The sequence below is a fragment of the Rhizobium acaciae genome, from assembly GCF_025941625.1.
Classification (GTDB): Bacteria; Pseudomonadota; Alphaproteobacteria; order Rhizobiales; family Rhizobiaceae; genus Rhizobium; species Rhizobium acaciae.
Window position 1 is genome coordinate 1 of record NZ_JAPCZO010000021.1, and the last position, 23,971, is coordinate 23,971.

A 23,971-nucleotide genomic window follows, 5' to 3' on the forward strand; every position below is an offset into this window, starting at 1 on the left:
AGTCCGGGGCCGTTCGAATAAGACGGGTCGGCCGATGATCAGGCGGCGCGATAGACCGGCGCAACGGTGGCTTCGCCGTCGATCTTGAACTGCTGGATGAGCCTGCGCAGCGAACCGGCCTCGTCGGCCAGTTCGCGGCTGGCGGCAGTCGTTTCCTCCACCATGGCGGCGTTCTGCTGGGTCATCTGGTCCATCTGATTGACCGTCGCGTTGACGCTCTGCAGCGCGTTGGACTGGTCGTGGCTGGCGCGGGCGATCATCTCGACATGCTGGCTGATCGTGACGATCTGGGCGCTGATCTTGGCGAGCACCGTGCCGGTCTCCTGCACGAATTGCGAGCCGGAATTGACCTCGCTGGTCGACTTGTTGATCAGCCCCTTGATCTCCTGCGCCGCGGCTGCGGAGCGCTGAGCCAGTTCGCGGACTTCCATCGCGACCACCGCGAAGCCCTTGCCGGCTTCACCGGCGCGCGCTGCCTCGATGCCGGCGTTGAGCGCCAGGAGGTTAGTCTGGAAGGCGATCTCGTCGATGACACCGATGATCTGCTCGATCTGGCGCGAGGCACCTTCTATGCGGCTCATGGCGTCGATCGCATTGCTGACGACGACGGCGGAATCGTCGGCGCTGCGTTTGGCCTGGCGGACGATCTGGTCGGCATCCTTGGCGCGTTCGGCCGACGAGCGGACCGTGACGGTGATCTGGTCGACGGCGGCCGCGGTCTCTTCGAGCGAGGCAGCCTGCTGTTCGGTGCGCTTAGAGAGATCCTCGGCCGACTGGGCCATCTGGTTGCCATTGCCCTGGATCAGTTCGACATTGTCGCGGATCTGGCTCATCGTCGCCTGCAGGCGCATCATCGAACCGTTGAAATCCTGGCGCAGCTGTTCTAGACGGCCGATGAAGGGCGTTTCGATCGTCGTCGAGATATCGCCCTGCGACATGCGTTCGAGGCCGGCGGCGAGCGCATTGACCGCGAATTCGATCTGACGATCCATCTCGCGCTTTTCGGCGTCGTTGCGCTGGCGCTCGTGTTCGGCGGCGGCGCGTTCCTCGTCGCTCTGCTCCTCGATGCGGATCTTCGAGATGGCGTTTTCCTTGAAGATGCCGAGCGCGCGGGCCATGTCGCCGATTTCATCGTGGCGCTGCTCGCCGGAGATGCTGGTATCCAGCGCCCCTTCGGCGATGCGGCGCATGGCGCCGGTGATATGGCTGATCGGGCGCTGCAGCGTCAGCACCAGGGCAATGCCGCCGAGGATCGACAGAAGGATGCCGAGACCGGTGGTCATGACGGAGATGCTGTTTGCCTGGGTGCGCTCGGTGCCGGCCGTCTGCTTCTGCAGTTCGGCGAAATCGGTCAGCTTTTTCCAGATCTGGTCGAGTTCCTGGCGGGCCGCGGCATAGGCGGTGACGCGCTGGCCGATCGTGTCGACGATCTTCGAGCCGCCGCCGGAAATGACGTCGAGCGCCGGCTGGATCGCGCCGGATATGCCCTCGGCAAAGCCCATGCCCTTGGCGCTGGTGACCAGCACCTGCATGTCCTTGCCGAGCGTGCCGGCCTGCTGCTGCAGGCGCACGAGATTTTCCTTGCTGGAATCGGCGAGAAAGTCGGAAAGAACGATCTGCAGCGAATAGACGGAATTTTCGAGACGCCTCGTATCCTGCAGGACCGAGTTGGCCTGGGCAATCCGGCCGTCGAGCGCGGCGAATTCCTGGGTCGCGTCACGCATCTTCTGCGTTGCGGTCAGCTGCGTATAGGTCGAGGTCTGGCGGAAGCGCGAAATGAGACGGCCGAGTTCGGTGGCGGTCTCGTCGGTCGGATTGGGCGTCTGGACGATTGCCTTGATGCCGTCGATGGTCGCAGCCAGCGCGTCGATGACATTCTTCTGATTGCTCGGAACCGAGATGGCGATCAGACGCTGCGATTTGATGATCTCCGGCATCTGTTCGTTGATGAAGGCGATCTTGTCCTGCGGTGTCTGCGGCTTGCTGAAGCCGCTGGCGACGGTGCCGAGGAAATCCCCGCCCTTCAGCAGGCGGTCGGCCGTGCGAAGGGTGCTGGTGGCGGCGCTCTCGTCGCTCTGGACGGTGCTCTGCAACTGCTCGGCCTGGTAGGACACGGTGAAACGGGTGCTGATCACGCTCTTCTGGGCCGCGTCGATCTGCTCATGCAATGCCTGTTCCTGCTCGTGCAGGGCCCACAGCTTGTCGACGACGCCCGAAATTTCCTTGGTGCGGCGCGATGCTTCCGCAAGGCTGTCACGACCGGCGGCCTCGTCACCGACCTGGCTCAGCGTCTGGTCGAGCACGCCCTGCTGGGTCTTCAGATCCGCGATCAGTTTGTCGCGCGCCTCAGGGCTGGTGACGCGCAGGAAATCGTCCATCGAGCCATAGAGATCTTTGAAGCCGCTCAGCGACTGCAGCACGCTGTTGGATATTTCCATGCGGCCCTGCAGAAGTCCCGAGGCGTAGAGGCCGGTCAGACCCACCGCCGAAATGGTGACGACGAAAGGCAGAACGAAGATCAGAACCTTGGTCTTGATCCTGAAGCGGGAAAGAATCTTGTCAATCAACATGGCGTTCCGGGCCTTTCATACACCACTCCTCCCGCAGGCGGCCACATGGCGCCAGCCGGGTGCACATCGAGCTGTTCTTATTTTACATTGGGGAACCCGGAGGCCAGGCGGCAGTCATTGCCAGTTCACGTCCAAACAACTTGGAGATGCCCAAATATTCGCGAGCAATTGTGTCAGATTAGATATTAATTTTCGGATAAGCGGTCATGGCGGGTTAAGCCAAGGCAGTGAAATAGTTGCAAATTATGGGCCGCGACGCCGCGGTGCGACAATGAGCATGTCGCAACGTTCGTTCCACGTCTGCGGACAGGATCAGATGAAGTGCGAGAGCAGCAGGGCGATGCTGGCGGCGGTGGCGCCGGCGGCAAGCATCAGATAGCGCAGGGCGACCATTCGAGCGTTCGGCTTTGCCTCAGCAATTGCGATGGCGCGGGCGCGTCGTGTGTTTCTGGTCATGGTCGAAACCTCACTTCTCTCTAACACAACAACAATCCAACAAATCGGCTTGCCGGTAAAGCTTAATTTAGGAACGACCTTGCAAACCGCCAATTGAGACAGGATGGCGCACCTCTATTAAGAAGTCTTGAATCGGTATCTCCGGACATTTCCAAGGCATGTCAAAAAATGTGCAGCGACTTTAGGGCCACGACATGCATCAAAACAAAGGGCATTAGACGCATTCGCCGGCGGCAAAACCGGAAGCCCAGGCCCACTGAAAATTATAGCCGCCGAGCCAGCCCGTGACGTCGACGCATTCGCCGATGAAATAAAGGCCGGGCACGGCTTTTGCTTCCATGCTGCGGGAATCGAGCGCTGCCGTGTCGATGCCGCCGAGCGTCACTTCGGCGGTGCGGTAGCCTTCCGAGCCGGACGGTTTGACCGCCCAGTTCTGGACGCCGGCGGCAAGACGCAGCAGCGCCTTGTCGGGCAGATCGGCCATATTGCCGGAGATCTTTTCGCGCTCGACGAGAAACTGTGCCAGCCGCTTCGGCAAGATATCGCCGAGTGCCGTCTGCGGCGACTGACGGCCATTGATCTGTTTTGCCGCCTTCAGATGGGCCGCGATGTCGATATCCGGTTCGATCGAGACCACGACCTCGTCGCCCTCGCGCCAATAGGAAGAGACCTGCAGGACAGCGGGGCCGCTCAGCCCGCGATGGGTAAAAAGCAGCGCTTCGCGGAAGGCGGTCCTGCCGTGGCGGATTTCGGCCGGGGCGGCAATGCCGGCGAGCGGCGCGATGCTTTCCAGCAGGCCGGGATCGAGCGTCAGCGGCACGAGGCCGGGTCGGGTTTCGAGCACGGGCAAGCCGAACTGCTCGGCGAGGCGATAGGCAAAGCCGGTGGCGCCCATCTTCGGGATCGACTTGCCGCCGGTGGCGACGATCAGCGACGATGCTTCACAGTGACCTTCACTCGTCGATACACGGAAGCCGGATTCGGTCTTTTCGACGCCTGATATTTCGGTGCCAAGATGCAGCACTGCACCGGCCGTGCGCATCTCCGCCAGCAGCATGCGGATGATGTCTTTGGCGCTATCGTCACAGAAGAGCTGGCCGAGCGTCTTCTCGTGCCAGGCGATGCCGTGGCGGTCGACCATGGCGATGAAATCGGCGGGCGTGAAACGGGCAAGCGCCGACTTGCAGAAATGCGGGTTGGCGGAGAGGAAATTCTTCGGTCCGGCATTGATATTGGTGAAATTGCAGCGGCCGCCACCTGATATGCGGATCTTATCGCCAGGCGCCCTGGCATGGTCGAGGATGACGACCGAACGGCCGCGTTTTCCGGCACGGATGGCGGCCATCATGCCCGCCGCTCCGGCGCCGATGACGATAACGTCGCTTTTGCGCTGCAAACCCGTTTCCCCGATCAAACCCGCGTCTTCTTTTTCCATCAAAGGGCGAAAGTCAACGTTTGCCACCCCTCGCCAATTGGCAAAGTCTGGTTATGATGGCGCCACGATCAATACAAACCGGTGTGTCATGTCCCCAAAAAAGACGACGCTGAAGCCTGCCAGAAACGTACCCGCCTCGAAGAAAACTCCCCCGGAGCCCGGATCCCTGCGCGGCGTTGCGAACTGGAAGGAAGCAGCGCGGTGGCTGAGGGACAGGGGCATCGAAGACATCGAATGCATCACGCCCGACCTTGCCGGCGTGGCGCGCGGCAAGATGATGCCGAGCTCGAAGTTCACCTCCAACACCTCGCTGGCGCTGCCTTCGGCGATCTACCGGCACACGATTTCGGGCGAATATCCCGACGAGACGGAGAGCTTCCGCTATGAGCCGCGCGACAGCGATCTGAAGCTGATGCCCGACCTTTCGACGCTTTCCGTCGTGCCCTGGGAGACCGACCCGACGGCGCAGGTGATCTGCGATATCGTCGATTCGGACGGCGGCGAAGTGCCCTATACGCCGCGCAACGTGCTGAAGCGGATCATGAGCCTCTATCATGAGCGCGGCTGGAAACCGATCGTGGCGCCCGAGATCGAATTCTACCTCGTCGCCAAGAACGACGATCCAGACTATCCGCTCCACCCGCCGAAAGGCCGGTCCGGCCGCTCGATCCTCGGCGGCCAGGGCTATTCGATCGCCGGCATCAACGAGTTCGACGAGCTGATCGACGACGTCTATCATTTCTCGGAGAAGCAGGGGCTGGAGATCGATACACTGATCCATGAAGAGGGACCGGCGCAGCTCGAAATCAACCTGCGCCACGGCAATCCGATCGAACTTGCCGACCAGGTGTTCCTGTTCAAGCGGACGATCCGCGAGGCGGCGCTGAAACACGACATCTATGCGACCTTCATGGCCAAGCCGATGCAGGGCCAGCCAGGTTCGGCGATGCATATTCACCAGTCGGTGGTCGATATTGAGACCGGCAAGAACATCTTCTCCAATGCCGATGGCTCTGCCTCGAAGGAATTCTTCCATTTCATCGGCGGCATGCAGAAATTCGTGCCGAGCGCGATGGCGATGCTGGCGCCCTATGTGAATTCCTACCGGCGCCTGCAGCCCGATATGTCCTGCCCGGTCAACAATGCCTGGGGTTACGACAACCGGACGACCGCCTTCCGTGTCCCGGTCTCCGATCCGCAGGCGCGGCGCGTGGAAAACCGGCTGCCGAGCTCGGACGCCAATCCCTATCTCGCCCTCGCCGCCTCGCTCGCCTCCGGGCTGCTCGGCATCATGAAGCAGATCGAGCCGACGGCGCCGACCGAGGATTCGGCCAATGAGGGTTCGATCGATCTGCCGCGCGGCCTGCTGGAAGCCGTGGCGCTGCTCGAGGACGAACCTGCCTTCGAGGAGATATTCGGCAAGCAGTTCATCGGCCTTTATGCCGGCGTCAAACGCGGCGAGTTCGAGACCTTCATGCAGGTGATCAGCCCCTGGGAGCGGGAATTCCTTCTGCTCAACGTGTGAGGGACTATCATGGCATCGCAGGAGATGTGGCAGAGCCCGATCTCGCCCGGGCTGTCCTGGTATCAGGCAACCGTCGGGGAGCGGCCCACCTACCCCGCTCTCGATGGCTCAAGAACATGCGACGTCGCGATTGTCGGCGGCGGCTATACCGGCCTGCAGGCCGCCTATAATCTTGCCAAGTCAGGCGTTTCGGTGGTCCTGATCGAGGCCTGCCGCTTCGGCGACGGGGCATCCGGGCGCAATGGCGGCCAACTGGGTACCGGCCAGCGATGGTGGCCGGAAGAACTCGAGGAGAAGATCGGCTACGAACGCTCGAAGGCGCTGTTCGATCTTGCCGAAGCGGCCAAGCGCCATCTGATCGATTTCGCCCGTGAGCATCAGATCGAGATCGACTACGCGCCCGGCCAGCTCAATGTCGCACACAAGGCGAGCTACAAACGCGACTATTACGAAAATGCCGAAATCGCCGCCTTACGCTACGGCTATCCGCATCTCAGCTTCATGGACGAGGAGGAAACGCAGGAAAGGCTCGGTTCGAAGCGTTTCCATTGCGGCGTGCGCGATGTCGGCACCGGCCACATCCATCCGCTGAAGCTGCTGGTGGGGCTGGCGCGGGTCGCCGCCAATGCCGGTGCTGAAGTCTTCGAGATGACCAAGGCAACGGCGATCCGCCAAAGCGGCGGCAAGGTGACGATCGAAACCGAAAGGGGAACGATCACCGCGGAGCGCGCGCTGATCGCCTGCAACGGCCATATCGGCGACCTCGAGCCGGTGACGGCAAGCCACGTCATGCCGATCCGCTCCTTCATCGGTGCCACCGCGCCGCTCGATGGGCATACCAATGTGCTTCCCGGGGGCGAGGCCGTGGCCGATTCGCGCTTCGTCGTGCGCTACTTCCGCAAATTCGGCGACGGCCGCCTGCTGTTCGGCGGACGCGAGGCCTATACCTCGGACAATCCGCGCGACATTTCAGAGCACATCCGCCGGCAGATCGCCGAGATCTATCCGGACCTGAAGGACATCGAGATTACCCATGCCTGGGGCGGCAGCGTCGGCATCACCCTGCCGCGCCAGCCCTTCGCGCGCGAGGTCATGCCCGGCGTCATCTCGATCGGCGGTTATTCCGGCCATGGCGTCATGCTGTCAAACTACTGTGGCAAGCTCTACGCGGAAACGGTGCTTGGAAAATCCGGCGATCTCGACCTCTTCACATCGCTCGATATTCCCGCCTTTCCCGGCGGAGTTCGCATGCGGGCGCCGTTGCTTTTCCTCGCCTTGTCGTGGTTTGCGCTTCGCGACAAGTTTTAGTCCGATTGCGGATTTCCTCTTCCGGAAATTCGCTCTAAAACCGGTGCCTGACAGATTCATTGCACTGCACACTGGCTTTTTTAAATCGATTAGATTAAAAGAGCCGCCAACCAAAGCCTGATTGAGAGACAAGCTCATGAGCAGCCAGATCATTCCCGTTGAGCCTTTTGATTACGTCGTATTCGGCGGCAGCGGCGACCTTGCCGAACGCAAGTTGCTGCCTGCCCTCTATCATCGCCAGATCGAAGGCCAGTTCAGCGAACCGACCCGCGTGATCGGCGCCTCGCGCAGCCCGTTGACGCACGAGGAATACCGCAAATTCGCCAAGGACGCGCTGAACGAGCACCTGAAGAAGGGTGAATATGACGAGGCGGAGGTGGAGAAATTCTGTGCCCGCCTCTACTACGTCTCGGTCGACGCCCGCACGGATGCCGGCTGGGATCAGCTGAAGAAGCTGCTCGACGAGGGCAAGGAGCGTGTGCGCGCCTTCTACCTCGCCGTCGCTCCGGGCATCTTCGGCGATATTTCGCAGAAGATCCACGACCACAAGCTGATCACCAAGTCGACCCGCATCGTCGTCGAGAAGCCGATCGGCCGCGACCTCGCCTCGGCGCTGCAGCTCAACGACACGATCGGCCGCGCCTTCAAGGAAGAGCAGATCTTCCGCATCGACCATTATCTCGGCAAGGAGACGGTGCAGAACCTGATGGCGCTGCGCTTCGCCAATGCGCTCTACGAGCCGCTGTGGAACGCCAACTACATCGACCACGTGCAGATCACGGTGGCTGAATCGGTCGGCCTCGAAGGCCGCGCCGGCTATTACGACACGGCGGGCGCATTGCGCGACATGGTGCAGAACCATATCCTGCAGCTGCTCTGCCTGACGGCGATGGAAGTGCCCTCGTCGATGGATTCGGAAGCCGTGCGTGACGAGAAGCTGAAGGTGCTGCGCGCACTGAAGCCGCTCAATGCCTCCAATGTCGAGCAGGCGACGGTCCGCGGCCAGTATCGCGCCGGCGCATCGGGCAGCGGCCCGGTCAAGGGCTACCTCGAAGAGCTCGAAGGCGGCGTCTCGAACACCGAAACCTTCGTTGCCATCAAGGCCGAGATCAACAACTGGCGCTGGGCCGGCGTTCCCTTCTATATAAGAACCGGCAAGCGCCTGACCGGGCGCATGTCCGAGATCGTCATCACCTTCAAGCCGATCCCGCACGCGATCTTCGACCAGGCGGCCGGGCGCATCAACGCCAACCAGCTGATCATTCGCCTGCAGCCGGATGAGGGCGTCAAGCAGTCGCTGATGATCAAGGATCCGGGTCCGGGCGGCATGCGCCTGCGCAACGTCTCGCTCGACATGAGCTTCGCCCAGGCCTTCAACGTCCGCAATCCGGACGCCTACGAGCGCCTGCTGATGGACGTGATCCGTTCCAACCAGACATTGTTCATGCGCCGCGACGAAGTCGAAGCCGCGTGGAAATGGGTGGATCCAATCCTCAAGGGTTGGGAAACGACCGGCCAGCAGGTGCAGGGCTATACGGCCGGCACCTGGGGTCCGAGCCAGGCCATCGCGCTGATCGAGCGCGACGGCCGCACCTGGCATGACGAAATCTAGGACGAAATCGATGGCATCGACCCTGCATTCCTTCGCCAGCGCCGCAGACCTCGCCGGCAGTCTCGCCGATAAGGTCGCAGATACGCTTTCGGCGGCGATTGCCGCCCGCGGAACGGCGTCCATCGCCGTTTCCGGCGGCTCCACGCCGAAGGCCTTCTTCCAGGCGCTTTCGACGCGCGACATCGCCTGGGACAAGGTGACGATCACGCTTGTCGACGAACGTTTCGTGCCGGCCGACAATCCGCGCTCGAACCATCTGCTGGTCGATGCCAATCTGCTGCAGAACAAGGCAAAGGCGGCACACTTCCTGCCGCTCTATCAGGACGCGGCCTCCGCGGAGGAGGCGGCAAGGCTCGCAACCGAGAAGACCAGGGCGATCAGTTCACCCTTCGACATCGTCATCCTCGGCATGGGCGGCGACGGACACACCGCCTCGTTCTTTCCCGGCGGCAGCAATCTTGCCAAGGCGATCGATGCATCGACGCCGCGCGGCATCATCACCATGGAAGCGGAAGGAGCCGGCGAGCCCCGCCTGACCTTCACCTTCTCCAGTCTTCAGGATGCCGCACTCCTGGTTCTCCATATTGAGGGCGAAGGCAAAAAAGACGTTCTCGCCAAGGCGGAAGGCAGCGGTGACGAGGCAGAAATGCCGATCCGCGCCGTTCTGCGCCGGGCCACTTCCCCGGTCGAGATCTACTGGGCTCCCTGATCAGCCTTAGATCCATTGAGATTTAGGCCAGAGCCGCCGAAACAGATAAGACAACGAACAAGGCAGGGATTTTCCATGTCCGCTCACGCACGCATTTCAGCGATCACCGATCGCATCGTCGAACGCTCGAAACCAACCCGCGAGCGCTACCTGGAACGTCTGCGCGCGGCCGCCTCGCAGGGCGTCGCGCGCTCGGTGCTGGGCTGCGCCAACCTTGCCCATGGCTTCGCGGTCTGTTCCCCCGCCGACAAGGATGCGCTCGCCGGCGACCGCATCCCCAATCTCGGCATCATCACCGCCTATAACGACATGCTCTCGGCCCACCAGCCGTTCGAGACCTATCCGGCAATCATCCGCGAGGCAGCAGCCGAAGCAGGCGGCGTGGCGCAGGTGGCCGGCGGCGTGCCGGCGATGTGCGACGGCGTCACCCAGGGACAGCCGGGCATGGAGCTCTCGCTCTTCTCGCGCGACCTGATCGCCATGTCGGCGGGCGTCGGCCTGTCGCACAACATGTTCGATGCCGCCCTCTTCCTCGGCGTCTGCGACAAGATCGTGCCAGGCCTGGTGATCGCAGCCCTGTCCTTCGGGCACCTGCCGTCGATCTTCGTTCCGGCCGGCCCGATGACCACAGGCCTGCCGAACGACGAGAAGTCGCGCGTGCGCCAGCTCTTCGCCGAAGGCAAGGTCGGGCGCGCCGAACTGTTGGAGGCGGAATCGAAATCCTATCACGGTCCCGGCACCTGCACCTTCTACGGCACCGCCAATTCCAACCAGATGCTGATGGAAATCATGGGCTTCCACATGCCCGGCTCGTCCTTCATCAATCCCGGCACGCCGCTGCGCGAAGCGCTGACGCGCGAAGCCGCCAAGCGGGCGCTGGCGATCACCGCGCTCGGCAACGAATTCACGCCGGCGGGCGAGATGATCGACGAGCGCTCGGTCGTCAACGGTGTCGTCGGCCTGCATGCGACAGGCGGCTCGACCAATCATACGCTGCACCTCGTCGCCATGGCGCGGGCAGCCGGCATCCAGCTCACCTGGCAGGACATTGCCGAGCTTTCGGAAATCGTCCCGCTGCTTGCCCGCGTCTATCCGAACGGGCTTGCCGACGTGAACCATTTCCAGGCGGCCGGTGGCATGGGTTTCCTGATCAAGGAGCTCTTGAAGCACGGCCTGGTGCATGACGACGTGCGCACCGTCTTCGGCCAGGGTCTCCAAGCCTATACGGTCGACGCCCGCCTCGGCGAAAACGGCGCCGTCCTGCGCGAACCGTCGCCGGAAAAAAGCGTCGACCCCAAAGTGCTTTCCAGCATCGAAACGCCGTTCCAGGCGAATGGCGGGCTGAAGATGCTGCGCGGCAATCTCGGCAAGGCGGTCATCAAAATCTCCGCCGTCAAGCCGGAGCGCCACATCATCGAGGCGCCGGCAATCATCTTCCACAGCCAGCAAGAGCTGCAGGACGCCTTCAAGGAAGGCAAGCTCAACCGCGATTTCATCGCCGTCGTGCGCTTCCAGGGGCCGAAGGCGAACGGCATGCCGGAACTGCACAAGCTGACGCCGCCGCTCGGCGTGCTGCAGGACCGCGGCTTCCGCGTGGCGCTGCTCACCGACGGGCGCATGTCCGGCGCATCCGGCAAGGTGCCGGCCGCGATCCACGTCACGCCTGAGGCCGTCGACGGCGGCCCGATCGCCCGCATCCGCGAGGGCGACATCATTCGACTCGACGCGATCAAGGGCACGCTCGAGGTGCTCGTCGATGCGGCCGACATGGCCGAGCGTGAACCTGTCGTCGTCGATCTTTCCGACAATGAATTCGGGATGGGCCGCGAGCTCTTCGCACCGTTCCGCCGCGCCGTCGGACCTTCGGACCAGGGTGCGAGCGTGCTCTTCCACCACTGAGCGTGGTCACTGGAGACAGACAAAAACCCACGGGGCGCGCGCAGCACCCCGTGGGTTTTTGATTTCAGTCGGATGGTCCCTCAGGCGCGGATATCGAGAACGTAGTCGCGGTGCGCCGGATGGGTGCTGTAGACGAAGATCTTGTTCAGCTCCTTCTGCGTCAGCAGGCGCAGGAAGCGGACTTCGACCGTGTTGTTGGCGTTGACCTTCATCAACAGGCAGCCGACCTTGGTGATGCGGGCATCCGGAATATCCAGATAGAACTGCTTCGGCAGGCTGAACTGGGTCAGGATCGCGAGCGTCGCGCTGCTCATCGAAATCCGGACAATATCGCAGCGGCGCGAAGCCGCGTGCATGACGCCCTTTTCCGTATATTCGATGCGCGCGGCATTCATCGTGTCCTCCATCTTGAACCGCGCCTCGCGGTCATACATGAAGGATTCTTCCTTGCTCAGGAAATGAGATTTTGGCTGTGACGGATTGGAAGCGGCCACCTGCTTATCCCCCTCATAAATTGACAGGGAAAAGGTAGCAGCCGATCTTTAACAGAAAGTGAGAATTCGGCCCGTCCCGCACAATTCTTGGGGTGATCACCCCAAAAATGGCCGCCTCATTTCCGGTAGGTATGACCGGTTGCGTCAAAGAGATGCAACTTCTGCCTGTCGGCGGCAAACCGCATCCTCTGGCCCTTCTTCACATCGTAGATGCCGGGCAGCTTGACGACGATCGGCTCGCCGGGAACCAGGCCCTCGATATAAAGCAGCGTCACTTCGCCGAGCGCTTCGACGATCGACACTTCACCTTCAAAAAGGTAGTCGGCGCCGTCGGCAACTCCAAGATCCTCCGGACGAACGCCGAAGCTTGCCTGCTTGCCCATTTCCGACGCATCGGTCGGCACATCGAGCGTCACCGACATGCCGCCGGTCAGGGTCACCGTCGTCTGGCTTCCGGTCGCTGATATCGTCGCGGGGATGATGTTCATCGCCGGCGAGCCGATGAATTTCGCGACGAAGAGGTTTGCCGGGCGCTCGTAGAGGTCCAGCGGCGCGCCGACCTGCTCGATATTGCCGGCGGAGAGAACGACGATGCGATCAGCGAGCGTCATCGCCTCGACCTGGTCGTGGGTGACGTAGATCATCGTCGTATCGGCCATCTGTTCGTTCAGGCGGGCGATCTCGATGCGGGTCGCGACGCGCAGCGCGGCATCGAGGTTGGACAGCGGCTCGTCGAACAGGAAGACCTTGGGATCGCGGCAGATGGCGCGGCCGATCGCCACGCGCTGGCGCTGACCGCCGGAAAGCGCCTTCGGCAGGCGACCGAGATATTGGGTCAACTGCAGGCTCTCCGCCGCCGCTTTGACGCGGCGATCGATTTCCTGCTTGCTTTCGCCGGCGATCTTCATGCCGAACGCCATGTTATCGAACACGGTCATATGCGGGTAGAGCGCATAGGACTGGAAGACCATGGCGATGCCGCGTTTGGAGGGCGGCACGTCATTGACGAGATGGCCATCGATATACATCTCACCGCCAGTGATCGCCTCGAGACCGGCGATCATGCGCAGAAGCGTGGACTTGCCACAGCCGGACGGACCGACGAAGACGATGAATTCGCCCTGCTTGATATCGAGGTCGATACCGTGGAGAACGTCCACGGAACCGTAGGATTTGCGGATATCCTTCAGCGTCAGTCCAGTCATTTCTCTCTCCCTGTGTTCCCTGGGCCCGTGTTTCCTTAGGCCTATGTTCCTTAGGCAAGACGGGCGAAATACGCCCCCCAGGCCGGAATATCGATCTTGTCGCCATAGTTGTTGCTGGTAAAGCCATGGCCCGTCAATGCCTGCCATTCTCCCGCAGGCAGAATGGCGGCGGCCTCGGCCGGGCTCATGTTGAAGATGCAGAGCAGCTTCTCATTGCCGTATTCACGGGTGAAGACCAGCGTATCGCCCTGTGTTTCCTCGAATTCGATCTCGCCCTTGGCGAAAGCCGGGTGCAGCTTGCGGAAGGCGATGAAGCGGCGGTAGTGCTCCAGCACCGAAGCCTCGTCGCCCTGCTGAACGCTGACGGCACGCAGGATATGCTCGACCGGCACCGGCAACCAGGGCTTGACGGTCGAGAAGCCGCCCTGGGCGACCTGGCTGTCCCAGACCATCGGCGTGCGGCAGCCGTCGCGGCCCTTGAATTCCGGCCAGAACTGGATGCCGTAGGGGTCCTGCAGATCCTGATAGGCGAGATCGGCCTCGGTCAGCGCCAGCTCCTCGCCCTGATAAAGGCAGACGGAGCCGCGCATCGTCATCAGCAACGAGGCATAAAGCTTGGCAAAGGCGTCGTGATCGGCGACCAGCCCGCCCCAGCGGCTGACATGGCGCATAACGTCGTGATTGGAGAAGGCCCAGCAGGCCCAGCCATCGGGTGCCGCAGCTTCGAAATCCTGCATCACCTCCTCGACGCGCTCCGGCGTCAGCGGATCGGGCGCCAGGAACTCGAAGGCGTAGCACATATGCATCTTGTCGTTGCCGGAGGTGTATTCGCCGACGATTTCAAGGCCGCGCTGGCTGTCGCCGACTTCGCCGACGGCGGCGATCGCCGGGAATTCCTCGAGAACGGCGCGGAAGCGCTTCAGGAAGGCAAGGTTTTCGGGCCGGTTCTTGTCGTAGATATGCTCCTGAAAATTATAGGGATTGACCGCCGGCGCCGTCGAGGCATTGCGGCGCTCGGGCGCAAGCGCCGGATTGTCGCGCAGCTGCGTGTCATGGAAATAGAAATTGATGGTATCGAGGCGGAAGCCGTCGACGCCGCGATTGAGCCAGAAGCGCACGACATCGAGCAGACGGTCCTGCACCTCCGGGTTATGCAGGTTCATGTCCGGCTGCGAGGTCAGGAAATTGTGCAGGTAATATTGCATGCGCGTCGGATCCCACGCCCATGCCGAGCCGCCGAAGATCGACAGCCAGTTGTTCGGCGGCGTGCCATCCGGCTTCGCGTCGGCCCAGACATACCAGTCGGCCTTGGCGTTGGTCTTGCTGGAGCGGCTTTGCACGAACCAGGGATGCTGATCCGAGCTGTGGGAGATGACGAGGTCGATCATCACGCGGATGCCGAGGCGATGGGCCTCGGCGATCATCGTGTCGAAATCCACCAGCGTGCCGAAGATCGAATCGACATTCTCGTAGTCTGAAACGTCATAACCGAAATCGCGCATCGGCGAGGTGAAGAAGGGCGAGATCCAGATCGCATCGACGCCAAGGTTTGCCACATGCGGCAGGCGGGCGGTGATGCCCTTCAGGTCGCCGATGCCGTCGCCGTTCGAATCCTGGTAGGAGCGCGGGTAGATCTGGTAGATCACCGCGCCGCGCCACCAGTCCTTGTCAGGGGTCGAGATCGATTGGGAAGCCACGTTCATGGAATATCCTGTTTGAAGTCACGGTCGGGAATGGTCAGCCTCCCTTGACCGAACCCGCCAGCAGACCGCGCACCAGGTAACGCTGCAGCCCGAAGAAGACGAGCAGCGGCACGATGATGGTGACGAAGGCTGACGCCGTCAAAATCTCCCAATTGCCGCCGCGCGAGCCGAGCAGAGCGTTCAGGCTGCCGGTCAGCACGATGTGGTCCTTGTCGGTGCCGAGGAAGACCATGGCGACGAGCAGGTCGTTCCACACCCACAGGAACTGGAAGATGGCGAAGGAGGCGAGTGCCGGGAAGGACAGAGGCAAAACGATGCGGACGAAGATTTCGAAATCACTCGCGCCGTCGACGCGGGCGGATTCGATGATCTCCTTCGGCAGGCCGGCGATATAGGCCCGCAAGAGATAGATGGCGAGCGGCATGCCGAAAGCGGTATGAGCCAGCCAGATGCCGGGATAGGTCTTCGACGGCTGGCCGAGCATGTTGCCGATCTCGTTGTAGAGACGCAGCAGCGGGATCAGCGACATCTGCAGCGGCACGACGATGAGGCCGACGACGAGCGCGATCAGCAGCGCGCGGCCGGGAAACTCCATCCAGCTCAGGGCATAGGCTGCGAAAGCGGCAATCAGGATCGGGATGATCGTCGCCGGGATCGTCACGGTCAGCGAGTTGATGAAGGACTGGCCGATACCCTCGCCTCTTAGAACCGTATTGTAGTTCTGCAGCGTGAATTCCGGCGGCGCCGAGACGGATGCATAGATGCGCCGCGGGCGCTGGTCCGGCGAAAAGGAGGTGTTCTTCACATAGCGATAACTGCCGTCGCTGTTGATCTGCAGGGTTTCACCGTCGCCGAGATCGGCGGTCTCCCCGGCCTTGTAGGCGGCCGGCTGCTGCACGCGGTTGCCGAAGGCCTTCACCGCGCGGCCGGTCTGGCCTTCCAGCACATTGCCCGCAATGACGTAGGCGGCACCCTCCTGCTGCTGCTGGTCCGGCGTGCCCAAGCGAACGGCAACGGTCTGCGTCGAGCCGACGAAGGCCGTCCACCAGCCGGAGACGACGATCTGGTCCTTGTCGCGCAGCGCGCTGACGAAGATGCCGAGCGTCGGGATGAGCCAGATGATGACGATCAGCAGAACGGCTGCGTGAACGAAGAGCCGGGCGGGGCCGATCTTGAAGTAGCTTCCGATAGCGGTCATCTCAGTGCCCCTTCAGTTCGCGATTGGCGCGGCGCACGTTCCAGACCATGATCGGCGTGACGGCGAGCATGATGATGATGGCGATGACCGCACTTCGGCCGGAATCGCCGCCGCCGCGGAACATCCAGTCGAACATCAGGTTCGCCAGCACCATCGTCTGCCACTGGCCGTTGGTCATGGTCAGCACGATGTCGAAGACCTTGAGGACGAGGATGGTGATCGTCGTCCAGACGACCGCGATCGAGCCCCAGACCTGCGGCACCATGATGCGCCAGAAGATCTGCCAGCCATTGGCACCGTCGATCACGGCGGCTTCGATCGTCTCTTCCGGAATGCCACGAAGAGCGGCCGACAGGATGACCATGGCGAAACCGGTCTGGATCCAGATCAGAATGATCATCAAGAAGAAGTTGTTCCAGAAGGGAATGGAGATCCACACCTCCGGCGTACCGCCGAAGGTCTGCACGATGGCGTTCAGCAGGCCGATCTGGACGTCGTTGCCGCCGCGATATTCATAGATGAATTTCCAGATGACCGAGGCGCCGACGAAGGAGATCGCCATCGGCATGAAGACGATGCTCTTGGCGATATTGCCCCACCAGATGCGATCGGTCATCACGGCGATGACGAGGCCGAAGAAAGTGCAGGCGGCCGGCACCACTGCGAGCCAAAGGATGTTGTTGAAGATCGACTGGCGGAATTCGCGGTCGCCGAGCGCCCATTTGTAGTTGGCGAGGCCGACGAACTGCAGACCGGCGCGGTCGTAGAAGGAGAGGATGAAGGTCGCAACGACCGGATAAACGAGATAGACGACGAGCAGGAAGAGCGCCGGGCCGATGAACAACCACGGCCGGACAAGTGCACGGCGGTTCAGATTGCGCGATGCGGCGCGGATGTCGCCATCCTTCACCGGCAGAGCGAGATCCAGGATCTTGTTCGAAAAATAGAAATAAGCCGAGCATGCGATAACGGCTCCGACCACGACGCCCAAAGCGGACACTATCTGTGACAGCATTTCGTCCCTCCCCTGCTTCCCCTGATCTTATTCCGACCGGTTTTTATTCTGACGGGTCAACGCCGGCCACCGTCAATCTATTTGTATAGCCCAATCACAATATATCCTGCGATGGCCGGGCTCTTTGCGAGCCCGGCCAGTCATGCAAGCCATGCCGCCGGCAAGCCGGCGGCATAATTTTGAAAGATTACTTGATGCCGTCCCAGGCGCTCTGGATTTCGCCAGCGGCCTCTTCAGCGGACTTGCCGCCGACGAAATCGACCATGCCGGTCCAGAAGGCGCCGGCGCCGATCTTGCCCGGCATCAGGTCGGAACCGTCGAAGCGGAAGGTGGTGGCCGAGGTCAGGATATCGCCTTCCTTCTTCATCTGCGGGTTGGCATAGGCCTCGGTGCTGACGCCCTTGTACGGCGTCAGGAAACTCGACTGCGCCATCCAGACCTCGTGCGCGATCGGGGTCTTCAGGAAGTCGATGAAGGCGCGGGCCGTCTTCGAGTCCTTGGCGATCGAGACGAGCGTGCCGGCGCCCAGAACCGGCTTGCCGAGTTCGGGATGCGAAGCAAAGGTCGGCATGTAGAAGAAGTCGGCATCCTGGCCAAGCTTCGTGCCCTCAGGGAAGAAGGAGGGGATGAACGAGGCCTGATGGTGCATGTAGCACTTCGGCGGAACCGCGAAGAGGCCCTTCGGGCTGTCGCGGAAATCGGTCGAGGCCACAGCCGCAACGCCGCCATCGACGTATTTCGCGTTCTTGGCGAACTTGCCGAACTCGTCGATCGCGGCAACGACGGCCGGATCGGTGAACTTCAGCTCGTTGGTCGTCCACTTGTCGTAGGCTTCCGGCGGCTGCATGCGCAGCATGATGTCCTCGACCCAGTCGGTCGCCGGCCAGCCGGTGGCGCCGCCGGAACCGAGACCGATGCACCAGGGAACGCCACCGTCCTTGACGATCTGGTCGGTCAGGGCATGCAGCTCTTCCATGGTCGTCGGGATCTTGTAACCGGCTTCCTCGAAGTTCTCCGGCACGTACCAGACGAGGGATTTTACGTCGGCCTTATACGGGAAGGCGTAGAAGGCTTCCTTGCCATCCTTGCCCTTGTAGGTGCCGTAACCGACCCAGCTGTCGCCGGCGCCGTAATTGTCCTTGATCCACTTGGAGTTGTCATCGCCGAGCGGCGTCAGGAAGCCCTTGCTGGCGAGATCGGCCAGGAGGCCGGGCTGCGGCAGAACGGCAATGTTCGGCGGCGAGCCCGCCTGCGTGTCGATGACGATCTGCTGTTCGTAGTTTTCGGAAGAGGAGTATTTGGCATCGACGCCGGTGGCTTCGGTGAAATAGGCAAGCACGCTCATGAAGAACGCCTCGTCCTCGCCGCGCCACGGCCCGAAGATCGTCAGCGGCTGACCCTTCAGATCGGCATGAGCAGCCTTGAACTCGTCATAGCTCTTCCAGTTGAACTTCGAATCCTGTCCCGGGGCAAATTTCAAATCGGCCGCGGACGCAGCACCGGCAAAAAGCGCTGCCACGGCAACGCCCATCAAAAATGACTTTTTCATGTGATCAACCTCCCATCACAATCCCAACGGCGCCGAATTCCCTCAATAAAGAAATTTCAAAGCGCTTTGACAGCCAACTCATTCCACTTTCGGTGGAATGGAGTCAAGTTAATTCGCGAAAACCCGCTGCAAACACGCCAGATATCGCGGCATATCGCGGCGCAACAGCGCCTATCGGGAAATATGGAGCGATTTTTCTTGAGTCAAGCGCGCCAGATGATACATAATTGAAAGCGCTTTGGATGCCACTGGGAGGCGGCAAGCCTTTTCAAGACGGCTGACGGGCGGGCTGAGAGGAAGCATAGCAGGTGAATCTCAAACAGCTATCGGAATTGCTGGGGCTGTCTCAGACGACGGTGAGCCGGGCGCTCAACGGCTATCCAGAGGTCAATGAGGCGACCCGGGAGCGCGTGCTTCAGGCTGTCAAGGAAACCGGATACAGGCCGAACAAAGCGGCGCAGCGGCTTGCGACCGGCAAGGCAGGCTCGATCGGCCTCGTCATGCCGACGGCGCCCGGCCACCAGTCCGACGTGCATTTCGGCGAATTCCTGGCCGGGCTCGGTGAAGAGGCCGTGCGCCACGACTTCCACTTCGTCATCATGCCGGCCGACCCGGATGACGAGGTGGCGGCGCTGCGCCGCCTTGCGATCAGCGGCAATGTCGATGCCCTGTTCGTCGCCTATATGCGCGGCCACGACCCGCGCCTCGCCATGCTGAAATCGCTCTCGATGCCCTATATCGTGCATGGTCGGTCCTTCGGTTCGGAGCCGGACTATCCCTATCTCGACATTGACAATGAAGGCGCCTTCTACGATGCAACGCGGCTCTTGCTGCAGCTCGGCCATACGCGCTTTGCGCTGATGAACGGACCGATGCATCTCGATTTCGCCATCCGCAGGAAGAACGGCGTCATATCAGCCCTTGCCGAGCGCGGGCTCACGCTCGAGGAGGGCTGCATGAGCCATGCGCTGATGACGGACGAACAAGGCCTGCTGGCGATGGAACACTTCCTGCAATTGCCGGAGCGGCCGACGGCGATCCTCTGCTCCAGCACGGTGCTGGCGCTCGGCGCGATCCGCGCGGTCAACCAGGCCGGATTGCGGCTCGGTGAGGATATCTCGCTGATCGCCCATGACGACGTGCTGCCGCTGCTGAAACCGGAAAGCTTTTCCGTGCCGCTGACGACGACACGCTCTTCATTGCGGGCGGCGGGCGTTCGCATCGCGCAGCGGCTGATCGGCACGGTAAAGCAGGCCGGCCCCTTCCCCGACCAGGAGCTCTGGAAGACCGAGCTGATCGTCAGGGCCTCGACAGGTCCCGTTCCCCAGGCCTAGAACAGGATGTCGTCCGAAAACCGCTCACACTTTCGGCATCATGCTCTAATCAAAACTGCGGCGGTGTCTGCCCTGCCATGCGATGGGCGGCGATGACCGTGTTGGCCATCAGCATGGCGATGGTCATCGGCCCGACGCCGCCGGGAACCGGGGTGATGGTGCTGGCGACCGCCGAGACTTCCTCGAAGGCGACGTCGCCGACGAGCCGGGTCTTGCCCTCGCCTCTTTCGGGGGCTGCCACCCGATTGATGCCGACGTCGATGACCGTCGCGCCGGGCTTGACCCAATCGGCCCGGACCATCTCCGGCCGGCCGACGGCGGCCACCAGGATATCGGCGTTGCGGCAGATCTCGGCGAGATTCTTGGTCCTGGAATGCGCGATCGTCACCGTCGCATTGGCGTTGAGCAGCAATTGCGCCATCGGCTTGCCGAACAGGTTGGAACGGCCGATGACGACGGCGTTGAGGCCGGAGAGATCCTCGCCATGGGTGCGGCGGACGAAGACCATGGCGCCGGCCGGGGTGCAGGAGACCAGTCCGGTCTTCAGGTCGCCGGTGGCGAGCTTGCCGGCATTGACGACGCTCAGGCCGTCCACATCCTTTTCCGGCAGGATCGACTGGATGATCGCCTCGCTGTCGAGCGGCTTCGGCAAGGGCAATTGCACCAGAATGCCGTGGATCGACGGATCGGCGTTGAGGGTGGCGACGAGAGCTGCCAGATCCTCCTGCTTCGTTTCGGCCGGCAGCGTGTGCTGAACGGATTTGAAGCCGCACTCCTTGGCCATTCGGCCCTTGGAGCCGACATAGGCGTGGCTTGCCGGGTCGTCGCCGACGATGACGACCGCAAGGCCGGTGGTGACGCCGCTGCTCTTTTCCAGCGCCGCTGTCGCACTCTTGACCGTCTGAATGACCGATGCAGCTACGTTCTTTCCGTCGATTACTGTCGTCACACGTCTCTCCGCCCTGTTTCGCGTCAATCTATGGATACTCGGCGAGCGTCAATTGCCCGCTAACGCCCTATCCTGTCGGAAAGCGGCAATGCAATAGCAAGCTTGCAAGGAAATGTTCGTTCAGCGCAGCGGCTGCCGCGCTTCGAGCGCATGAACACGAAGCCGGTCGCGCAGGCCGGAGATTTCGGAGCGCAGCAGCTCCATTTCGTCGACCGGCGCGGGGGCCGGCACAGGCATCGAGGGCAGTGGGGCCTGCGGCCGGGATACGGGCATTTTCTCGCTTGCGGAATCGGCGACGGGCCTACGCAACCGGAGCAGGAAAGCCGCAGCAAGGCCTATCGCAAGGCCCGCCGCGGCACCGGCCAGCGCGCGGCCGATCAGACCATCGCTTCCCGATACTGCGGTCGCCAACGCCGGCTTCAGGAGAACGATACCACCGTTGGCGGCCGTTTCCACCGCTGCGGACGTCGCCTCTTCGAGGCGCGAGCGGGCGGCATTCGTCTTGTCGCTGAGTTCGGTCAGGCGTGACAAATCGACGCCGGTGTCTCGGCTCTGGGCGATCAGCGTGTTGCGGCGGTCGTTCAGGCCCTTGCGTGCATCGAGGGCGGCCTTGGCGGCGAGGTTGGAAGCCTGGGCAAGACGGGTAAGCTCCTTGCTCATATTCTCCTTCAGACCGTCCGTTTCGGCCTGCTGCTGCAAGAGGCGCGGATGGCGCGGGCCGAGCTCGGCCGAAAGCTGCGCAAGCGTCGTTTTGGCGACGGCATATTTGTCGCGCCAGTCCTGCAGCGCCGGCGAAAGCATATCGGAGGGGAGCGAACCGTCGAGCACTTCGGCAAGTTTTGCGACCTTGAGCCGGTCGGCCTGCGCCTTGGCGGCAAGGATGTTCTGGTCGGCGACCTTCAAATCGGCATCGAGCCGGTCGATCTGGCGGCGAAGATCGATCGCCACCTTGACGTTGCCCTCGCCGCTCTTCGCGGTGAAGGCGGCAAGCTCCGCTTTCATCTCGTCATAGGCTTTACGCAAGACGGTATCGGTCTCGACGTTGCCGCCGGTTCCGCCTGCCGCGGACACCGCTTCGGCAAGCCTTGCGGCGATGCGCATGGATTTGCCGCTGTCGCCGGTCGTCACCCTGACGAGGATGGTGCCGGCGGCGGCATCGGGCAGTATCTCGACGGCATGTTTCAGCGTCGCCTCGGCGCGCGAGGCCGGATCGGCAGCAGCACCGGTCGCCGAAAGGAGATCGAGCGCGATGCCGAGCGCATTGGCGCTGGCGCCGGCAAATTCGGGATCATGATCGAGTTTCAGGGCTGCGACCGTCGAAGCAACCACCCTCGCCGACAGCAGTCCTTTCGCCGCGGCCTGGGTGAAGGCAGCGCGGCTTGCGGCATCGCTCTTCACCGCAAGCGTCGCCTCGGCACGGTAGAGGGCCGGCGAAGCTGACATCAGAGCCGGCAAGCCCGCGCCGATGATCGTCGCGGCGACCACCATCATCGCAAGGCCGATCCCGTTCGCCCGACGCCGCGGCGCTACCGGCCGGGGCTCGGCGGGTCCTTCACGGACCGCGGCCAGCGGTTCGGGTGAGATCATCGGCTCGTCGGCCGGAACAGTTAGCTCTTTGTCGTCCGCCGGCTCCTGAGGAAGCGGATGGCCGACGTCGTTGGCGGCCCGAAGGCGGTTGCCGAGGATGGTTTCGATGCGGTCGACCAGCGGTGCGGTGCGCGCCGCTCTTGCGCGCTGCTCTTCCAGCGCGCGGCCGATGGCGCGCAGCAATTCGGCCTCTGGCGGCGCGATATCAGGTCGGCTTGACCGGGGCGCCCCATAGGAATCGTCATGGGGGCGCGGCCCTGCGGCTGCGCGATCCTGGAAGCTGTTTCTGGCCCTGATATCGTACATTTGCGCCACATCTCATGCACATGATGGCCGAGTTCGCTCATCCGCACGGACGCAGATGATTAAATGACTCTAAATATTCATGGCAAAGAAATGGTTAACCGCAGCGGGCAAGAATTGCTAAACCGCGCGTCCTGTTAGACACGCGGTGCTATTGGGTCAGCTCGCCTTCTTGCGGTCCGCCTGCGGCTGCAGTGCGCTGCCGTGCTCTTCCGGATGGCTGAGGATCCTTTCGCGCCGGCGGAAGCGGTAGCGCAGGACATGGAAGAGGAAGACCGGGATGCCGATGACGTAACGGCGCCAGAGGCGCGCTGGCTCCTGCAGCAGGCGATAGGCCCATTCCAGGCGCATCATCCGCACGGTCTTCGGCGCACGCGGGACGGCGCCGGAGACGAAGTCGAAGAGAGCGCCCACGGTCAGCACCAGGCGCGCATGATCGGCGCGGATATTGTTGTGAACCCATTTCTCCTGCAGCGGCGTTCCCATGCCGACGATCAGGATATCGAGCTTCTGGTGCTCGAGCTCCTCGATGACCTCAGTGGAATCGACCTTGTCGAAGTAGCCGTCGGAAACGACGACGAATTCGTGCCAGGGCGTGTGTCTGCGGAAGTTTTCCGCCGCCGCCTCGACGACCGAGCGCTTGCCGCCGATGAGGCCGATGCGGCGCGGGGCCTCCATGAAGGTGAGGAAGGCCGGCACGAAATCGGTGCCATTCAGATTGGCGGGAAACGGCGAACCATGGGCGATTTGCGATGCGATGTTGAGGCCGATACCGTCCGGCAGCACCAGATTGTGCGACATGATCCGGTAATATTCGTCGTCGCGCAGCGTCGTCAGCATGTTGTGGGCGTTGACGAAGCAAACCACGGTCTGGCCGACGGGAATGGAGGCCAGCTCGTTGATGAAAACGAGGGCGTCGTCCCAGCCGAGATCGCAGACCGGCAGATCGAAGATCGTCCGCCGCGATGCGAGCACCGCGAAGTTTGCAATCAAATTCATTCCTACCTCCTGCCGAGGGTGCTGCATGCGCCCGACATCCCGGAAAACAAGCCCATATTTCCGCACCGGAGGTCTCGAAAGGGCCGGTCGCGTCCCGCCGGGTGGGCGTCGCTCCGATCCT

Annotated in this window: 18 protein-coding genes; 6 read left to right on the forward strand and 12 right to left on the reverse strand. The window is 62.3% G+C overall.

Annotation, left to right across the window (positions count from 1 at the left end):
* Positions 1 to 38 precede the first annotated feature (38 nt).
* From OLZ32_RS28270 to OLZ32_RS28280, 3 genes are all read right to left on the reverse strand, one after another.
* Positions 39 to 2,570 carry a methyl-accepting chemotaxis protein gene (locus OLZ32_RS28270; protein WP_264424063.1) on the reverse strand — a complete coding sequence of 844 codons (2,532 nt, stop codon included), beginning with the start codon at positions 2,568 to 2,570 and terminating at the stop codon, positions 39 to 41.
* A 312-nt stretch (positions 2,571 to 2,882) separates the two neighbouring features.
* The gene (locus OLZ32_RS28275) at positions 2,883 to 3,026 is read right to left on the reverse strand and encodes a hypothetical protein (protein ID WP_003556626.1); all 144 of its coding nucleotides are present in this window, start codon (positions 3,024 to 3,026) and stop codon (positions 2,883 to 2,885) included.
* 214 nt (positions 3,027 to 3,240) lie between these two features.
* Entirely contained in the window at positions 3,241 to 4,461 is a 1,221-nt protein-coding gene (locus tag OLZ32_RS28280; protein WP_264424065.1) for a BaiN/RdsA family NAD(P)/FAD-dependent oxidoreductase, read from the reverse strand.
* 88 nt (positions 4,462 to 4,549) lie between these two features.
* On the opposite strand from OLZ32_RS28280, the gene OLZ32_RS28285 reads away from it, so the two are divergent.
* The 5 genes from OLZ32_RS28285 to edd all read left to right on the forward strand — a co-directional run bounded on the left by OLZ32_RS28285 (position 4,550) and on the right by edd (position 11,514).
* The gene (locus OLZ32_RS28285) at positions 4,550 to 5,986 is read left to right on the forward strand and encodes a glutamine synthetase family protein (RefSeq protein ID WP_033181612.1); all 1,437 of its coding nucleotides are present in this window, start codon (positions 4,550 to 4,552) and stop codon (positions 5,984 to 5,986) included.
* A gap of 9 nt (positions 5,987 to 5,995) precedes the next feature.
* Entirely contained in the window at positions 5,996 to 7,294 is a 1,299-nt protein-coding gene (locus OLZ32_RS28290) for an NAD(P)/FAD-dependent oxidoreductase (protein WP_264424067.1), read from the forward strand.
* Between the two features lie 136 nt (positions 7,295 to 7,430).
* A complete protein-coding gene (gene zwf / locus OLZ32_RS28295; RefSeq protein WP_029874072.1) occupies positions 7,431 to 8,906 on the forward strand; it encodes a glucose-6-phosphate dehydrogenase in 1,476 nt (491 codons plus the stop codon).
* A 10-nt stretch (positions 8,907 to 8,916) separates the two neighbouring features.
* Positions 8,917 to 9,615 carry a 6-phosphogluconolactonase gene (pgl, locus tag OLZ32_RS28300; RefSeq protein ID WP_264424070.1) on the forward strand — a complete coding sequence of 233 codons (699 nt, stop codon included), beginning with the start codon at positions 8,917 to 8,919 and terminating at the stop codon, positions 9,613 to 9,615.
* Positions 9,616 to 9,690: 75 nt separating this feature from the next.
* Positions 9,691 to 11,514: a phosphogluconate dehydratase gene (gene edd, locus OLZ32_RS28305; protein ID WP_264424072.1), complete on the forward strand. Its 1,824-nt coding sequence runs from the start codon at positions 9,691 to 9,693 to the stop codon at positions 11,512 to 11,514.
* Between the two features lie 80 nt (positions 11,515 to 11,594).
* Here edd and OLZ32_RS28310 read toward each other — a convergent pair whose 3' ends face one another.
* The 6 genes from OLZ32_RS28310 to OLZ32_RS28335 all read right to left on the reverse strand — a co-directional run bounded on the left by OLZ32_RS28310 (position 11,595) and on the right by OLZ32_RS28335 (position 18,678).
* Entirely contained in the window at positions 11,595 to 11,948 is a 354-nt protein-coding gene (locus OLZ32_RS28310) for a hypothetical protein (RefSeq protein ID WP_003545591.1), read from the reverse strand.
* A 176-nt stretch (positions 11,949 to 12,124) separates the two neighbouring features.
* A complete protein-coding gene (locus OLZ32_RS28315) occupies positions 12,125 to 13,213 on the reverse strand; it encodes an ABC transporter ATP-binding protein (protein ID WP_003545590.1) in 1,089 nt (362 codons plus the stop codon).
* A 50-nt stretch (positions 13,214 to 13,263) separates the two neighbouring features.
* On the reverse strand, positions 13,264 to 14,916 hold the full coding sequence (bglA, locus tag OLZ32_RS28320) for a beta-galactosidase BglA (protein ID WP_264424074.1): 1,653 nt from the start codon (positions 14,914 to 14,916) through the stop codon (positions 13,264 to 13,266).
* A gap of 34 nt (positions 14,917 to 14,950) precedes the next feature.
* A complete protein-coding gene (locus OLZ32_RS28325; RefSeq protein WP_264424076.1) occupies positions 14,951 to 16,114 on the reverse strand; it encodes a carbohydrate ABC transporter permease in 1,164 nt (387 codons plus the stop codon).
* 1 nt (position 16,115) lies between these two features.
* Positions 16,116 to 17,129, reverse strand: coding sequence for a carbohydrate ABC transporter permease (locus OLZ32_RS28330; RefSeq protein ID WP_003545587.1), 1,014 nt, complete (start codon positions 17,127 to 17,129; stop codon positions 16,116 to 16,118).
* Between the two features lie 187 nt (positions 17,130 to 17,316).
* Positions 17,317 to 18,678 (reverse strand): ABC transporter substrate-binding protein, encoded by a 1,362-nt coding sequence (locus tag OLZ32_RS28335; RefSeq protein ID WP_003545586.1) that lies wholly within the window; start codon positions 18,676 to 18,678, stop codon positions 17,317 to 17,319.
* Between the two features lie 308 nt (positions 18,679 to 18,986).
* Here OLZ32_RS28335 and OLZ32_RS28340 point away from each other — a divergent pair, with 308 nt between their 5' ends.
* Positions 18,987 to 20,012 (forward strand): LacI family DNA-binding transcriptional regulator, encoded by a 1,026-nt coding sequence (locus OLZ32_RS28340; protein ID WP_003545584.1) that lies wholly within the window; start codon positions 18,987 to 18,989, stop codon positions 20,010 to 20,012.
* A 49-nt stretch (positions 20,013 to 20,061) separates the two neighbouring features.
* Here OLZ32_RS28340 and folD read toward each other — a convergent pair whose 3' ends face one another.
* The 3 genes from folD to OLZ32_RS28355 all read right to left on the reverse strand — a co-directional run bounded on the left by folD (position 20,062) and on the right by OLZ32_RS28355 (position 23,850).
* Positions 20,062 to 20,961: a bifunctional methylenetetrahydrofolate dehydrogenase/methenyltetrahydrofolate cyclohydrolase FolD gene (gene folD / locus OLZ32_RS28345; protein WP_003545582.1), complete on the reverse strand. Its 900-nt coding sequence runs from the start codon at positions 20,959 to 20,961 to the stop codon at positions 20,062 to 20,064.
* A 120-nt stretch (positions 20,962 to 21,081) separates the two neighbouring features.
* Complete coding sequence (locus OLZ32_RS28350; protein WP_264424078.1) at positions 21,082 to 22,854, reverse strand: GumC domain-containing protein; 1,773 nt, start codon at positions 22,852 to 22,854, stop codon at positions 21,082 to 21,084.
* 156 nt (positions 22,855 to 23,010) lie between these two features.
* Positions 23,011 to 23,850, reverse strand: coding sequence for a WecB/TagA/CpsF family glycosyltransferase (locus OLZ32_RS28355; protein ID WP_003545579.1), 840 nt, complete (start codon positions 23,848 to 23,850; stop codon positions 23,011 to 23,013).
* Positions 23,851 to 23,971: the final 121 nt, after the last annotated feature.

What these genes read in the sequence shown, in the direction of transcription:
- OLZ32_RS28270 (WP_264424063.1), bottom strand. Translation starts at nt 2,570, where the DNA reads ATGTTGATTGACAAGATTCTTTCCCGCTTCAGGATCAAGACCAAGGTT.
- OLZ32_RS28275 (WP_003556626.1), bottom strand. Translation starts at nt 3,026, where the DNA reads ATGACCAGAAACACACGACGCGCCCGCGCCATCGCAATTGCTGAGGCA.
- OLZ32_RS28280 (WP_264424065.1), bottom strand. Translation starts at nt 4,461, where the DNA reads ATGGAAAAAGAAGACGCGGGTTTGATCGGGGAAACGGGTTTGCAGCGC.
- OLZ32_RS28285 (WP_033181612.1), top strand. Translation starts at nt 4,550, where the DNA reads ATGTCCCCAAAAAAGACGACGCTGAAGCCTGCCAGAAACGTACCCGCC.
- OLZ32_RS28290 (WP_264424067.1), top strand. Translation starts at nt 5,996, where the DNA reads ATGGCATCGCAGGAGATGTGGCAGAGCCCGATCTCGCCCGGGCTGTCC.
- zwf (WP_029874072.1), top strand. Translation starts at nt 7,431, where the DNA reads ATGAGCAGCCAGATCATTCCCGTTGAGCCTTTTGATTACGTCGTATTC.
- pgl (WP_264424070.1), top strand. Translation starts at nt 8,917, where the DNA reads ATGGCATCGACCCTGCATTCCTTCGCCAGCGCCGCAGACCTCGCCGGC.
- edd (WP_264424072.1), top strand. Translation starts at nt 9,691, where the DNA reads ATGTCCGCTCACGCACGCATTTCAGCGATCACCGATCGCATCGTCGAA.
- OLZ32_RS28310 (WP_003545591.1), bottom strand. Translation starts at nt 11,948, where the DNA reads ATGTATGACCGCGAGGCGCGGTTCAAGATGGAGGACACGATGAATGCC.
- OLZ32_RS28315 (WP_003545590.1), bottom strand. Translation starts at nt 13,213, where the DNA reads ATGACTGGACTGACGCTGAAGGATATCCGCAAATCCTACGGTTCCGTG.
- bglA (WP_264424074.1), bottom strand. Translation starts at nt 14,916, where the DNA reads ATGAACGTGGCTTCCCAATCGATCTCGACCCCTGACAAGGACTGGTGG.
- OLZ32_RS28325 (WP_264424076.1), bottom strand. Translation starts at nt 16,114, where the DNA reads ATGACCGCTATCGGAAGCTACTTCAAGATCGGCCCCGCCCGGCTCTTC.
- OLZ32_RS28330 (WP_003545587.1), bottom strand. Translation starts at nt 17,129, where the DNA reads ATGCTGTCACAGATAGTGTCCGCTTTGGGCGTCGTGGTCGGAGCCGTT.
- OLZ32_RS28335 (WP_003545586.1), bottom strand. Translation starts at nt 18,678, where the DNA reads ATGAAAAAGTCATTTTTGATGGGCGTTGCCGTGGCAGCGCTTTTTGCC.
- OLZ32_RS28350 (WP_264424078.1), bottom strand. Translation starts at nt 22,854, where the DNA reads ATGTACGATATCAGGGCCAGAAACAGCTTCCAGGATCGCGCAGCCGCA.
- OLZ32_RS28355 (WP_003545579.1), bottom strand. Translation starts at nt 23,850, where the DNA reads ATGAATTTGATTGCAAACTTCGCGGTGCTCGCATCGCGGCGGACGATC.